The following is a 13,197-nucleotide window of genomic DNA, read 5'->3' as shown; positions in this document are numbered from 1 at the left end:
AATGCCCATCGCCACGCCGGACCAGTACGCAGAGATGCTCGACAAAGCGAAGGCCGGCGGGTTCGCCTATCCCGCGTTCAACGTGTCGTCGTCGTCGACGATCAACGCGGTGCTCCAGGGCCTCACCGAGGCCGGCAGCGACGGCATCATCCAGGTGACCACGGGCGGCGCCGACTACTTCGCGGGCCAGACCGTGAAGGCCCGCGCGACCGGCGCGCTCGCGTTCGCGAAGTTCGCGACGGAGGTCGCCAAGAACTACCCGATCACCGTCGCGCTGCACACCGACCACTGCCCGAAGAACGCGCTCGACGACTTCGTGCTGCCGCTCATCGCCGCCTCCGAGGAGGAGGTCCGCGCGGGCCGCAACCCCATCTTCCAGTCCCACATGTGGGACGGCTCGGCCGTGCCGCTGGACGAGAACCTCGAGATCGCGCAGGAGATGATCAAGCGCACGAAGGCCATCAACGCCATCCTCGAGGTCGAGATCGGCGTCGTCGGCGGCGAGGAGGACGGCGTGCGTCACGAGGGCTCCAACGAGGCCCTCTACACGACCCTCGCGGACGTGGAGAAGGCCGTCGAGGCGCTCGGCCTCGGCGAGAACGGCCGCTACATGGCCGCGCTCACCTTCGGCAACGTCCACGGCGTCTACAAGCCGGGCAACGTGAAGCTGCGCCCGGAGCTCCTCAAGGAGATCCAGGACGGTCTCGCCGCCAAGTACGGCACCGGCCCGAAGCCGCTCGACCTCGTCTTCCACGGCGGCTCGGGCTCGACCGACGAGGAGATCGCCGAGGCGGTCCGCAACGGTGTCATCAAGATGAACATCGACACGGACACGCAGTACGCGTACACCCGCGCGATCGCCGGCTACATGCTGTCGAACTACGACGGCGTGCTCAAGGTCGACGGCGAGGTCGGCAACAAGAAGCTGTACGACCCGCGCGCGTGGGGCAAGGTCGCGGAGACGGCGATGGCCGCCCGTGTGATCGAGGCCACCCAGCAGCTCGGCTCGGCCGGACACTCCGGCAAGTAACCCGCCCGGCGGCGGTCGGCTACGGCCGGCCGCCGCTTCGCGTATCCCGAAGGAGGCGGCCGGCATGGCCGACGAAGACCCGAAGCCGGACGAACGGCCGCGGCCGCAGTTCGGCGAGCTGGCCCCGCCCGGGTGGGTGTGGAAGCCGCCGGAGGACGTCGACCGGCTCGACACGGCCCGGCCGAATCCCACGGTCGACGACGAGACGGCGCCGGCACCGGAGGCCCCGCGTGCGCCCTACCGGCAGGCACCGCCTCCCACGACGCCCCCGTACCCCGGCGCCGCGCCGGGGGCCGCAGCCGGCCGGACCCCGGCGCCGCGCTGGAACCTCACGCTCACCATCCTGCTGATCGGCTTCGGCTTCTTCGGGATGTCGTACTCCGTGGCCATCCTGCAGGCGTTCCCGACCTCGATGCAGCTCCTGCACTCGACCCAGGGGCTCGGCGACTTCTCGCCCGCCCCGGTGGTGGGCACGCTCATCACGGCGGGGACCGTGACGATGACCGGGCTCTGGGCCATCTCGACGGGGCTCGCCGTGTGGCAGCTCGTCCGGCGGCGGATGTCGTTCTGGATCCCGCTCACGGCCGGCGTGGTCGCGCTGGTGGTGCTGTTCGTCTTCCTGGCCGTCATCCTGTCGACGGATCCGGCGCTGATCGACTTCTACAGCGGCGTGATGCCGGCGTCGCCGATGCCCACGGCACCGGCGACGCCCTGAGCCCCCGACGATCCGGGGGCGACGGTCAGGCCGCCGCCTCCTCGCGCGACTCGGCGAGGCCCTGCGCCAGCGGTGTGGTGGGCCGGCCGATGAGCTCCGCGAGCGTGCTGGTCGCGTCGGCGAGCTCGCCGTCGCGGATGTTGCCGTCGAGCGCCACGACGAACCCGGCCGTGCCCTCGTCGAGGCCGGCGCCGGTCAGGATGCTCGTGTGCTCCTCCGGCGTCACCGACCGGTAGACGACCTCGCGGCCGGCCAGGGCTCCGACGGCGGAGGCGAGCTCGTCGAAGGTCCAGGCGACGTCGCCGCTCAGCTCGTAGACCGCGCCCTCGTGGCCGTCGGTGGTGAGCACGACGGCGGCCGCCTCCGCGTAGTCCTTGCGCGAGGCGCTGGCCACGCGGCCGTCGCCCGCGCTGCCGACGATCTCGCCGGTCGCGGCGGCCTGGTCGATCAGCCCGGTGTAGTTCTCCGTGTACCAGTTGTTGCGCAGGATGGTCACCGGCAGCGACGAGGCGGCCAGCAGCTCCTCCGTCGCCTTGTGCTCCGGCGCAAGGACGAGGGCGCCGTCGGTCGCGTGCGGCGCGCTCGTGTAGACGAGACGGCCGACCCCGGCGGCCTCGGCGGCCTCGATGGCGTTGCGGTGCTGCGGGACGCGCTTGCCCACCTCGGAGCCGGAGACGAGCAGCACGGCGTCCGCGCCGGCGAAGGCGGCGGTCAGCGTCTCGGGCTTCTCGAAGTCGATGACGGCGGTCTCGACGCCCTGCGCGGCGAGCGGTGCGAGCCGCTCGGCGGAGCGTCCGAGCGCCCGGATGTCGGAGGCGGCGACGCCGCGGGCGAGCAGGGAGTCGACGGTGAGGCGGCCGAGGTGGCCGGTGGCGCCGGTGACGACGATGGTCATGAAGGGGTTCCTTTCGATCGGACATCGAGGTGAACCGGCGTCTCCACCCATTACTTCCCGATCGAAGGTACCCACTTTTTGGTAAGTTACTGACGTGGACACCAGTCTTGCGTCACTCAATGGGTTCGGCTTCACCGACGGCGTGCTCCCCTCGGCCTGCCCGACCCGCATCGTGCTGAATCACGTCACGAGCACCTGGGGCGTGCTCGTGCTCGTCGCGCTCTCCCAGAGCGATCTGCGCTGGGGCGAGCTGCGGCGCACCGTGCAGGGGATCAGCGAGAAGATGCTCGCACAGACGCTCCGCACGCTCGAGGCGGACGGCTTCGTGCTCCGCACGGCCCAGCCGACCATCCCGCCGCGCGTCGACTACAGCCTCACGCCGCGCGGGCACGACCTGACCGAGCACCTGCTGCCGCTGATGGAATGGATCGCCGGCAACGCCGACGCCATCCTCTCCGGCGAGCCGGCCGCCCCTCCCGTGCCGCTCGGGTTCGCGACGGGCCAGGCGTCGACCCGCGGGGACTACCGCGACGGCAACGAGGACTCCCTCTACGCCTCCGCGTGGTCCGCGTTCGTCGCCGACGGCGTCGGCGGCCACGCGGCCGGGGAGGTCGCGTCCGCGACGGTCGCGATCCGGCTCGCGTCGATGCTGGATGCGACGGGCGGGCGCGTCCCTTCCGAAGACCGGCTCCGCGAGCTGATCGCGGTCGCGAACGCCGATCTCGCGCTCCGCGTGCGGGTCGACCCCGCCCTCGCCGGGATGGCGACGACCTTCGCCGGGCTGTTCGCCGACGGCGCGCGGATCCAGGTGGCGCACACCGGCGACTCGCGCGCCTACCGGCTGCGGTCCGGACGGATGGAGCAGGTGACGCGGGACGACTCGCTGGTCGCCGAGCTCGTCGACTCCGGCGCCATCAGCGAGGCCGACGCGCCCCACCATCCGCTGCGTTCGGTCGTGACCCACGTCCTCGGCGGCGATCCGGAGGATGCGGCCGCGCTCCACGTGACCGCGGAGCCGGCGCGGCGCGGCGACCGCTGGCTGCTCGCCAGCGACGGTCTGACCGATTACGTCGCGCGCGAGACGATCGCTGCGGCCCTCGGGTCGGGGACGCCTCAGGAGGCGGCGGACGCCCTCCTGGAGATCGCCCGCACCCACGAGGCGCGCGACAACGTGTCGGTGATCGTCGCGGACGTCGTCGAGTATCCCGAGTCCCCGGCCTACACCCCGGTGTTCGGCGGCTCGGCGGCCGACGACCCGGCGTCCTCCCGCTCGGTGTAGGTCCCGCCGCGGCGAACCGTCACGACGCGCCCTTCTGGCACCGGAATAACGGCGGGAAAGGGCGTGTCACGACCGCCGAGGGCGGTTCATCGGCTCAGCGGCCGCGGCCGCCGATCGCGCGGGCGTCCTGCTTGCCGGTGATGTCTTTCCGGAGCTCCTTCGGCAGGGAGAACATGAGGTCCTCCTCGGCCGTCTTGACCTCTTCGACGTCGCGGTAGCCGGCGCCGGAGAGGTCCTCCAGGACCTCCTGCACCAGCACCTCGGGCACGGACGCGCCGCTGGTGACGCCGATGCTGGCGACGCCGTCGAGCCACTCCTGCTTGATCTCGCTGGCGTAGTCGATGCGGTACGCGGCCTTGGCGCCGTACTCGAGCGCGACCTCCACGAGGCGCACGGAGTTCGAGGAGTTGGCGGAGCCGACCACGATCACGAGCTCGGCCTGCTCGGCGACCTTCTTGATCGCGACCTGGCGGTTCTGGGTGGCGTAGCAGATGTCGTCGCTGGGCGGGTCCTGGAGGTTCGGGAAGCGCTCGCGCAGGCGGCGCACCGTCTCCATGGTCTCGTCGACAGAGAGGGTGGTCTGGGAGAGCCACACGACCTTGTCCGGGTCCTTGACGACGATCCGGTCCACATCCTCCGGGCCGTTGACGAGCGTCACGTGCTCGGGCGCCTCGCCCGCGGTGCCCTCGACCTCCTCGTGGCCCTCGTGGCCGATGAGCAGGATCTCGAAGTCGTCGCGCGCGAACCGCACCGCCTCGCGGTGCACCTTGGTGACCAGCGGGCAGGTCGCGTCGATCGCGTGCAGGCCGCGGTCGGAGGCAGCGTTGACGACCGCCGGCGAGACACCGTGCGCCGAGAAGACGACGTGGGAGCCGGTGGGCACCTCGTCGACCTCGTCGACGAAGATCGCGCCCTGCTTCTCGAGCTCGGAGACGACGTGCACGTTGTGCACGATCTGCTTGCGCACGTAGACGGGCGAGCCGTAGTGCTCGATCGCCTTCTCGACGGCGACCACCGCGCGGTCGACGCCGGCGCAATAGCCGCGCGGGGCGGCCAGCAGCACACGTTTGCTCCCGGCGACCGGGATATCCTGAAGCCGGCCGCGCGCACCCGGGGTCCGCGGGATCCGGGGCATCGGCAGGCTGATAGTCGCGTCGCTCACCCCTCGATCCTACGGGTGAGCGCTGAGGAACGGATGGGAGGCTCCCGAACGGTGACGGAGACCACGAACGCGCCCACGTTCACCCCCGGACCGTCGACGCTGGACGCGCCCTGGCCCGTCTCGGTGCTGGCGGGCAAGATCAAGGGCTGGATCGACCGGCTGGGCACGGCGTGGGTCGAGGGCGAGATCACCCAGTGGGGCGTCTCGGGCGGCAACGTCTACGGCAAGCTCAAGGACCTCGACGGCGACGCCACGATCAGCTTCACGATCTGGTCGTCGGTGAAGGCGCGCATCCCGGCCGACCTCAAGCAAGGCGATCGCGTCATCGCGGCGGTCAAGCCGAACTACTGGGTCAAGGGCGGCACCCTGACCATGCAGGTCTCCGACATGCGCCACGTCGGCATCGGCGACCTCCTCGAGCGCCTCGAGCGTCTTCGCCAGCAGCTGACGGCGGAGGGGCTGTTCGCGCCCGAGCGCAAGAAGCGCCTCCCGTTCCTCCCCCACACCATCGGCCTCGTCACCGGCCGCGACTCCGACGCCGAGAAGGACGTGCTCCGCAACGCGCAGCTGCGCTGGCCGCAGGTGCGGTTCCGCACCGTCTACTCGGCCGTGCAGGGCGAGCGGACCGTGCCGGAGGTCGTCGCCGCGATCCGGACCCTGGACGCCGATCCCGAGGTGGAGGTCATCATCGTCGCCCGCGGCGGCGGCGACTTCCAGAACCTGCTCGGCTTCAGCGACGAGGCCCTGGTGCGCGCCGCGGCGGCCGCCAGCACCCCGATCGTCAGCGCGATCGGCCACGAGGCCGACCGCCCGCTCCTCGACGAGGTCGCCGACCTCCGCGCCTCCACGCCGACCGACGCCGCCAAGCGGGTCGTGCCGGACGTCGCCGAGGAGCTCGCCCGCGTGCACCAGGCCCGCGCCCGCATCGGCGCCCGGCTCACGCACATGATCCGCAACGAGGTCGACCGGATCGGCCATCTGCGCAGCCGCCCGGCCCTGGCCTCCTCGACCTGGATCGTGGACTCGCGCGCCCAGGAGCTCACCCGCTACGTGGCGCGCGGGGTGGAGCTGGTCGAGCGCGGCGTCGAGCGGGAGACCGCGCGGATCGCCGAACTGCGCGGCCACCTGCGCGCCCTCTCGCCGCAGGCGACCCTCGACCGCGGCTATGCGATCGTGCAGAACGGCGACGGGCACGTCGTCTCGGCCCCGGCCCAGGCGGTGCCCGGCAGCGCGCTGCGGGTGACCGTCTCGGGCGGCGCGTTCGCCGCGACGGCCGGCGAGGAGCTCCCCTCCCCCGCCCGGTCCGACGCGGACTCAGCGGGCACTCGGCCGGGCAAATAGAATGGATGCCATGCCGACCTCCCAGACCACCTCCGGCGTGGACCCCCTCAGCGATCTCAGCTACGAGGAGGCGCGCGACGAGCTGGTCCGTGTCGTCACCGAGCTCGAGCAGGGATCCGCGACGCTCGAGGAGTCGATCGCGCTCTGGGAGCGCGGCGAGGCGCTGGCCCGGCACTGCGAGGAGTGGCTGATCGGGGCGAAGGCTCGCCTGGACGCCGCGCGCGCCGGGTCCGCCGCAGCGGGAGCCGCTGACAGCGAATGAGCCCCCGAGAGAAGCCGCCGGCGGTCGTCGCCGAGCTCGGCCGCCCCGAGACGCCCGAGGAGACCGCCGCCCGCAAGGCGCAGAACTCCGCGAACCACCGCAACCGGCAGACGATCAACAACCTCGTCTACTCGCTGATCGCGACGGTCGCACTGGTCGTCGTGATCGTGCTGGTCGTGCCGCGCGGCAACCCCACGGCCTCGCAGCCTCCCGTCGACTACGCCAGCGTCGCCCAGGAGGCCCAGGGCAGCCAGGCGGACCGCCTCCTCGTGCCCAAGCTCCCCGCCGACTGGAAGTCGAACAGCGCCGAGCTGCGCACCAAGACGGCGGACGGCGTCGACTCCTGGTACATCGGGCTGATCACGCCGAAGGGCGAGTACATCGGCATCACGCAGGGCTTCAACGCCAACGACAGCTGGGTGGCTGACCAGGTGAACAAGTCCCGCATCGCCGGCACGCGCGACATCGACGGCGTCCGCTGGGACGTCTACGACAACCGGAAGTCCTCCTCCGACGTCGGCGACGTCGAGTACGGGCTCACCACGAACGCCGGCCACAGTTCCATCGTCGTCGTCGGCACCGCCGACGACGCCGAGTTCCGCACCCTGGCCGCGTCGCTCGCCGACCAGATCACCGCATTGAAAGGCGAATAGATGCCCACGACCCGCCCCGGACGTATCTGGAACGCCATGCTCGCGGGCAACGAGCGCTTCATCGCCGGCGCCCCGCAGCATCCCCGCCAGGACGTGGAGCGGCGCGAATCGCTCTCGAACGGCCAGACGCCGGTCGCCGCCATCTTCGGCTGCGCCGACTCGCGGCTCGCCGCCGAGATCATCTTCGACATGGGCCTCGGCGACGCGTTCGTCGTGCGGAACGCCGGCCAGGTGGCGTCGGAGTCGGTCATCGGCTCGCTGGAGTACGCCGTCGCCGTCCTCAAGGTGCCGCTGATCCTCGTGCTCGGCCACGACTCGTGCGGCGCGGTCGCGTCGGCGATCGCCTCGCAGGCGCCGGACGCCGAGCCGCTGCCGCCGCACATCGCCAACCTCATCGCGCCGATCGTCCCCGCCGTCCACCGCGTCAGCGGCACCCGAGACGCCGAGCCGGTCGCACCCGGCGCCGCCGACCCGATGGAGGTCGGCCGCGAGCACCTGCGCGACACCGTCGCCGAGCTGCTCGCCCGCTCGGAGATCATCAGCACCGCCGTGGCCGACAACGTCCTCGCCATCGTCGGGGCGAACTACCGTCTCCAGGAAGGTCGGGTCGTCCCCGACATCGTCGTCGGCATGACCGATCCGGTCGCCGAACAGCAGCCCGAACGCTGACCGCAGCGTCTTCGGCATCAGAAAGGAAGAACACACCGTGGTGGACACCCAGGCGGACGCCGAGTACCGCATCGAGCACGACACGATGGGCGAGGTCCGCGTTCCCGCGGCCGCGCTCTACAGCGCGCAGACGCAGCGAGCCGTCGAGAACTTCCCCATCTCGGGATCGGTGCTCGAGCCGACCCAGATCGCGGCGCTGGCCCGCATCAAGAAGTCCGCGGCCCTCGCCAACGCGCGCCTCGGCGTCCTCGACCAGGAGATCGCCGACGCCATCGCCGCCGCGGCCGACGAGGTCGTGAGCGGAGCGCACGACGCCGAGTTCCCGATCGACGTCTACCAAACCGGGTCGGGCACCTCGTCGAACATGAACATGAACGAGGTCCTGGCGACGCTCGCGTCGCGTCGCCTGGGCAAGCCGGTGCACCCGAACGACCACGTCAACGCGTCGCAGTCGTCGAACGACGTCTTCCCGACCTCGGTGCACATCGCCGTCACCGGCGCGCTCATCGACGACCTCATCCCCGCGCTCGACCACCTCGCGGTGTCGCTGGAGGCCAAGGCCGCCGCGTGGGCGACCGCCGTGAAGTCGGGCCGCACCCACCTCATGGACGCCACCCCCGTGACCCTCGGCCAGGAGTTCGGCGGCTACGCCGCGCAGATCCGCTACGGCATCGAGCGCGTGCGGTCGGCTCTCCCCCGCGTCGCCGAGGTCCCGCTCGGCGGCACCGCCGTCGGCACCGGCATCAACACCCCGCTCGGCTTCCCGCAGCTGGTCATCGAGCTGCTCACCGCCGAGACCGAGCTGCCGATCACGGAGGCCCGCGACCACTTCGAGGCGCAGGCCAACCGCGACGCGCTCGTCGAGGCCTCCGGCGCCCTGCGGACCATCGCCGTCAGCCTGACCAAGATCTGCAACGACCTGCGCTGGATGGGCTCCGGCCCGAACACCGGTCTCGGCGAGATCCACATCCCGGACCTGCAGCCCGGCTCGTCGATCATGCCCGGCAAGGTCAACCCGGTCATCCCGGAGGCCGTGCTCATGGTCGCCAGCCGCGTCGTCGGCAACGACGCCACCATCGCGTGGAGCGGCGCATCGGGTCTCTTCGAGCTGAACGTCGCCATCCCCGTCATGGGCACCGCGCTGCTCGAGTCGATCCGTCTGCTCACGCAGGCGAGCCGTGTGCTCGCCGACAAGACCGTCGACGGTCTCGAGGCCAACCTCGACCGCGCCCGCGCGTTCGCCGAGTCGAGCCCGTCCATCGTCACGCCGCTGAACCGCGTGATCGGCTACGAGGCCGCCGCCAAGGTCGCCAAGCACTCGGTCGCCCAGGGCATCACGGTGCGCGAGGCCGTCATCGACCTCGGCTTCGTCGACCGCGGCGAGGTCACGCTGGAGCAGCTGGACACCGCCCTCGACGTGCTGAGCATGACCCACCCGGGCTGAGCCCGCCACCGCACCACCCGCACCACCCAGTTGTCGCAACACGCCGCGCCCGGCACCTCCGGCGCGGCGTGTTGTGACGACCAGTTCGGTCGCCGCGCCCTCTACACGGCGATCACCACCATCCAGAACGCCCCGAGCATCGCCGGCCCGAAGGCGACCTCCCGCCGCCGGCTCCCCGGGCCCTCACTCCCCGGTGCCTCGTTCCCCAGGGCCTCACTCCCCCGGCTCTCACGCCCCAGGGCCTCACGCCCCAGGGCCTCACGCCCCCGGCTCCAGCGCCGCACCACGCCCTCGATGACGCCGTGCAGTGCGGCCGCGAGGAACACCGCCACCACCCACACCAGCACCGGCACCGCCATGCCCAGCGGCACCACCGCGTCCAGCGGACCCGCTGGCACCGCAGCCCCCGCCACGCCCACCGCACCCAACGCGCCCGCCGGCACCGCAGCCCCCGCCGCGCCCACCGGCGCCACCGCCCCCAGCGCGATCGCGAGCAGCCCGGCGAGCTTCGCATCCCCCATCCCGAGCCCGCCGGTCCACGCGAGCAGCACGAACAGCCCGAGCACGCCCACTCCCACGGCGACCACGGCAACCACGGCAACCGCCCCCGGCCCCGCGGCGACCACGGGCACCACGCCGACCACCGCCGCCCCCGCGTCAGCCCCCGGCGAGCCGCGCGCCAGCGCGTCCCACGCGAGCCCGAGCGCGGCGAACGCGTACCCTGGCAGCACGAGCGCGTTCGGCAACCTCTGCTCGCGCACGTCCGTGACGACCAGCGGCACCGTCACGGCGGCCACGTAGAACGCGGCCACCGCGGCCGGGCCGACTCCCCGCACTCCCCCCAGTGCGACGGCCAGCCCGACCGCGGTCAGGATCCGGATCCCTGTGTTTCCCCCCATGCCTCCACGCTAGGAGGCGGCCACTCTCACGGGAGAAACGCACAGAACATCTCGGTATCCCGCGACGATCCACACGCTGGGACGAGCGGCGTGCTCAGCGGGCGCCGGTCCGCTCACGCCAGCTCGTTGGCCTCCAGCATCTCCGTCACGAGCGCCGCGATCGCCGAGCGCTCGGAACGGGTCAGGGTCACGTGGGCGAACAGCGGGTGCCCCTTGAGCGTCTCGATCACCGAGGCGACGCCGTCGTGGCGGCCCACCCGGAGGTTGTCGCGCTGGGCGACGTCGTGGGTGAGGACCACGCGCGAGTTCTGCCCGATGCGGCTGAGCACCGTGAGAAGCACATTGCGCTCCAGGGACTGCGCCTCGTCGACGATCACGAACGCGTCATGCAGCGAGCGGCCGCGGATGTGCGTGAGCGGCAGCACCTCGAGGATGCCGCGGTCGAGCACCTCGTCGAGCACGTTCTGCGAGACGAGCGCGCCGAGGGTGTCGAAGACCGCCTGACCCCACGGGTTCATCTTCTCGCCCTGGTCGCCCGGCAGGTAGCCGAGCTCCTGGCCGCCGACCGCGTACAGCGGGCGGAACACCATGATCTTCTTGTGCTGCTGCCGCTCGAGCACGGCCTCGAGGCCGGCGCACAGCGCGAGCGCCGACTTGCCGGTTCCGGCGCGCCCGCCGAGGGAGAGGATGCCGATCTCGGGGTCGAGCAGCAGGTCGATGGCGAGCCGCTGCTCCGCCGAGCGGCCGTGGAGGCCGAAGACGTCGCGGTCGCCGCGGACGAGCTTGACCTCGCCCTTCGCCACCACGCGGCCGAGCGCCGAACCGCGGTCCGAGTGGATGACGAGACCGGTGTTGACGGGGAGGGCGTCGACGAGAGGGGTGCGCATCCCCTCCTCCTCGTAGAGGTCGCTCATCTGGTCGCTGCCGAGGGAGATATCGGCGAGCCCGGTCCAGCCGGAGTCGACGACCTGCTCGTGCCGGTACTCCTCGGCGGCGAGGCCGACCGAGGCGGCCTTGACGCGCAGCGGGAGGTCCTTGGAGACGACCGTGACGTCGAGTCCGTCGTTCGCCAGGTTGAGGGCGACCGCGAGGATGCGGGAGTCGTTGTCGCCGAGCTGCAGCCCGCTCGGGAGCACCGCCATGCTGGAGTGGTTCAGCTCCACCCGCAGCGAGCCGCCCTCCCCGATCGGGATCGGGAAGTCGAGCCGTTCGTGCTCCACCCGCAGGTCGTCCAGGTTGCGCAGCGCCTGCCGTGCGAAGTACCCGAGTTCCGGGTCGTTCCGCTTGCCCTCGAGTTCGCTGACGACGACCACCGGGATGACCACGGAATGCTCCGCGAACCGGTGGATCGCCTTGGGATCCGACAGGAGGACCGAGGTGTCGAGCACGTACGTGCGCTCGGCCTGCTTCGTTCCGTCGGGTGCCGCCTCGAACTGCCGGGTCTTTGATTCAGCCACGACCACTCCCACCCCGCCGCCCCCGCGAGGGCTGCGGATCAACTTGGCGAGTCGGCCGCTGGGTTCCGAAACGAACTTATGTGGCCGTCTCGACCGGGCGCCATGCCCGATGCCTTGAACCTACGCCGCACCTCCGACACGAAACGCCGGACGACCCGCGTGTCGCGTTTCCATCAGGTGAACAATCGCCCCCAGTAGTGGAGGCTGGACGCGCGCCTGAACGCGCGCGTCAGATCGCCGACGCGTACGAGGTGAAGGCCGCGCGCAGCATCCCGAGCGTCTCCTCCGTGGTCCCCGCGTGCACGCTGAACCGCACGGACGTCGGGCGCACGGACGCGGTCACGCCGTGGTTGAACAGGGAGGCGCTCAGCGCGGTCAGGCTCTCCGGCGGCTCCACGACGACGATCCCGGCGCGCTCGGCCGGGTTGCGCGGGGAGATGACCGGCAGGGCGAACTCGTCCGCCAGATCGATGACCCGCTCCACACCGTCCGCGACGGCGTCGGAGATCGCGGGCACGCCCGCCGCCGCGATGTCCTCGAGGGCGGCCGCGAAACGGGACTGCGCCACCGGGTCCGGGTTGGAAATGGAGAACGCCTTCGCACCGTGCGCCGGCTCGACGACCTCGTCCCAGGTGAGTCCCTCCGTCGTGCCCGTCCAGCCGCTGAACACCGGCGTGAGGTGGTCGATCGCCCGCTCGCTCAGCGCGAGGAAGCCGGTCCCCCAGCCCGCGCGCGCCCACTTCTGACCGCCGGCGAGCACGACGTCGGCGACCTCGTACGGCGCATCCACCACGCCGAAGCCCTGGATGGCGTCGACGATGAGCAGGCGATCGCCGATGACCTGCCGGATGCCGTCGATGTCGGCCAGGTAGCCGGTGCGGGAGTCGACGAGGCTCACCATCACGGCGCTCGTCGCCGGGGTGATCTGCTCGCGGATCTGCGCGGGCGTGACCCGGCCGTGGTCGGTCTCGAGCCAGGTCGGCGTGATGACGCGCATCGCCTGCGCGGCCCGGACGGCGGCGTAGGTGACCGAGGGGAACTCCGCGCGGGAGAGCAGGACCTCGCCTCCGGTGAGCCCGAACGCGGCGTGCATCAGGCCGATGGATGCGTTCGGCTGGAAGGCGATCCGGTCGGCGGGGAACCCGGTGAGGGCGGAGACGGCGTCGCGCACGCGGACGTCCTCGGCGTGCAGCCGGTCGACGGTCCCGTAGCGCGCCCGCGCGAGGAGCTCGTACTGGGCGGACGCCTCCACGCGCACCGCCTGCGAGATCGGGCCCACCCGGCCGTAGTCCAGGTAACCCGGCTCCTCGCCGAACCCGTGCGCGAACTCTTCGACAGACGTCATCCGAACCTCCCGTACGATTCTGCCGGTCGACGGGGCCCGCGGCGAG

At 71.8% G+C, this 13,197-nt stretch carries 13 protein-coding genes and 1 pseudogene; 9 read left to right on the top strand and 5 right to left on the bottom strand.

Going from position 1 to position 13,197, the window contains the following annotated elements:
* The first annotated feature begins 1 nt into the window (after position 1).
* Both fbaA and BGO91_RS21850 read left to right on the top strand, forming a co-directional pair.
* On the top strand, positions 2-1,030 hold the full coding sequence (gene fbaA / locus BGO91_RS21855) for a class II fructose-bisphosphate aldolase (RefSeq protein ID WP_021765778.1): 1,029 nt from the start codon (positions 2-4) through the stop codon (positions 1,028-1,030).
* 64 nt (positions 1,031-1,094) lie between these two features.
* On the top strand, positions 1,095-1,745 hold the full coding sequence (locus tag BGO91_RS21850) for a DUF6264 family protein (RefSeq protein WP_290474835.1): 651 nt from the start codon (positions 1,095-1,097) through the stop codon (positions 1,743-1,745).
* 25 nt (positions 1,746-1,770) lie between these two features.
* Here the strand turns inward: BGO91_RS21850 and BGO91_RS21845 are convergent, their stop codons facing one another.
* Positions 1,771-2,640, bottom strand: a complete 870-nt coding sequence (locus tag BGO91_RS21845; protein WP_290474834.1) for an SDR family oxidoreductase — start codon at positions 2,638-2,640, stop codon at positions 1,771-1,773.
* Between the two features lie 94 nt (positions 2,641-2,734).
* Between BGO91_RS21845 and BGO91_RS21840 the strand changes: the two are divergent.
* Positions 2,735-3,097 (top strand): annotated as a pseudogene (locus BGO91_RS21840) (helix-turn-helix domain-containing protein); the annotation flags it as partial.
* A 21-nt stretch (positions 3,098-3,118) separates the two neighbouring features.
* Positions 3,119-3,919 carry a PP2C family serine/threonine-protein phosphatase gene (locus tag BGO91_RS21835; RefSeq protein ID WP_290474873.1) on the top strand — a complete coding sequence of 267 codons (801 nt, stop codon included), beginning with the start codon at positions 3,119-3,121 and terminating at the stop codon, positions 3,917-3,919.
* Between the two features lie 94 nt (positions 3,920-4,013).
* On the opposite strand, the gene BGO91_RS21830 is transcribed toward BGO91_RS21835, so the two are convergent.
* A complete protein-coding gene (locus tag BGO91_RS21830) occupies positions 4,014-5,054 on the bottom strand; it encodes a 4-hydroxy-3-methylbut-2-enyl diphosphate reductase (RefSeq protein WP_290474872.1) in 1,041 nt (346 codons plus the stop codon).
* Positions 5,055-5,132: 78 nt separating this feature from the next.
* On the opposite strand from BGO91_RS21830, the gene xseA reads away from it, so the two are divergent.
* Genes xseA through BGO91_RS21805 form a run of 5 tightly spaced genes read left to right on the top strand, consistent with a single transcriptional unit; the run spans position 5,133 to position 9,450 of the window.
* Positions 5,133-6,422, top strand: a complete 1,290-nt coding sequence (xseA, locus tag BGO91_RS21825; protein ID WP_290474833.1) for an exodeoxyribonuclease VII large subunit — start codon at positions 5,133-5,135, stop codon at positions 6,420-6,422.
* Positions 6,423-6,432: 10 nt separating this feature from the next.
* The gene (locus tag BGO91_RS21820; RefSeq protein WP_039922461.1) at positions 6,433-6,684 is read left to right on the top strand and encodes an exodeoxyribonuclease VII small subunit; all 252 of its coding nucleotides are present in this window, start codon (positions 6,433-6,435) and stop codon (positions 6,682-6,684) included.
* The gene (locus BGO91_RS21815) at positions 6,681-7,337 is read left to right on the top strand and encodes a DUF4245 domain-containing protein (RefSeq protein WP_290474832.1); all 657 of its coding nucleotides are present in this window, start codon (positions 6,681-6,683) and stop codon (positions 7,335-7,337) included. Before BGO91_RS21820 ends, BGO91_RS21815 begins: the two co-directional genes overlap by 4 nt.
* Positions 7,338-8,006 (top strand): carbonic anhydrase, encoded by a 669-nt coding sequence (locus BGO91_RS21810; RefSeq protein WP_290474831.1) that lies wholly within the window; start codon positions 7,338-7,340, stop codon positions 8,004-8,006.
* Positions 8,007-8,043: 37 nt separating this feature from the next.
* A complete protein-coding gene (locus BGO91_RS21805; protein WP_290474830.1) occupies positions 8,044-9,450 on the top strand; it encodes an aspartate ammonia-lyase in 1,407 nt (468 codons plus the stop codon).
* A gap of 101 nt (positions 9,451-9,551) precedes the next feature.
* Here the strand turns inward: BGO91_RS21805 and BGO91_RS21800 are convergent, their stop codons facing one another.
* The 3 genes from BGO91_RS21800 to BGO91_RS21790 all read right to left on the bottom strand — a co-directional run bounded on the left by BGO91_RS21800 (position 9,552) and on the right by BGO91_RS21790 (position 13,151).
* A complete protein-coding gene (locus tag BGO91_RS21800; protein WP_290474829.1) occupies positions 9,552-10,349 on the bottom strand; it encodes a hypothetical protein in 798 nt (265 codons plus the stop codon).
* A 113-nt stretch (positions 10,350-10,462) separates the two neighbouring features.
* Positions 10,463-11,806 (bottom strand): PhoH family protein, encoded by a 1,344-nt coding sequence (locus BGO91_RS21795; protein WP_290474828.1) that lies wholly within the window; start codon positions 11,804-11,806, stop codon positions 10,463-10,465.
* Between the two features lie 229 nt (positions 11,807-12,035).
* Positions 12,036-13,151, bottom strand: a complete 1,116-nt coding sequence (locus BGO91_RS21790; protein WP_290474827.1) for an aminotransferase class V-fold PLP-dependent enzyme — start codon at positions 13,149-13,151, stop codon at positions 12,036-12,038.
* Positions 13,152-13,197: the final 46 nt, after the last annotated feature.

Source organism: Leifsonia sp. 71-9, assembly GCF_001898805.1.
Classification (GTDB): Bacteria; Actinomycetota; Actinomycetes; order Actinomycetales; family Microbacteriaceae; genus Leifsonia.
Note: the sequence above shows the minus strand (reverse complement) of the source record. Positions and strands in the feature narration are given on the sequence as shown.

Excerpts from the sequence above, each read along its gene's own strand:
- BGO91_RS21815 (WP_290474832.1), top strand. The coding sequence starts at position 6,681 with ATGAGCCCCCGAGAGAAGCCGCCGGCGGTCGTCGCCGAGCTCGGCCGC.
- BGO91_RS21845 (WP_290474834.1), bottom strand. The coding sequence starts at position 2,640 with ATGACCATCGTCGTCACCGGCGCCACCGGCCACCTCGGCCGCCTCACC.
- BGO91_RS21820 (WP_039922461.1), top strand. The coding sequence starts at position 6,433 with ATGCCGACCTCCCAGACCACCTCCGGCGTGGACCCCCTCAGCGATCTC.
- BGO91_RS21790 (WP_290474827.1), bottom strand. The coding sequence starts at position 13,151 with ATGACGTCTGTCGAAGAGTTCGCGCACGGGTTCGGCGAGGAGCCGGGT.
- BGO91_RS21830 (WP_290474872.1), bottom strand. The coding sequence starts at position 5,054 with ATGCCCCGGATCCCGCGGACCCCGGGTGCGCGCGGCCGGCTTCAGGAT.
- BGO91_RS21850 (WP_290474835.1), top strand. The coding sequence starts at position 1,095 with ATGGCCGACGAAGACCCGAAGCCGGACGAACGGCCGCGGCCGCAGTTC.
- BGO91_RS21800 (WP_290474829.1), bottom strand. The coding sequence starts at position 10,349 with ATGGGGGGAAACACAGGGATCCGGATCCTGACCGCGGTCGGGCTGGCC.
- fbaA (WP_021765778.1), top strand. The coding sequence starts at position 2 with ATGCCCATCGCCACGCCGGACCAGTACGCAGAGATGCTCGACAAAGCG.
- BGO91_RS21810 (WP_290474831.1), top strand. The coding sequence starts at position 7,338 with ATGCCCACGACCCGCCCCGGACGTATCTGGAACGCCATGCTCGCGGGC.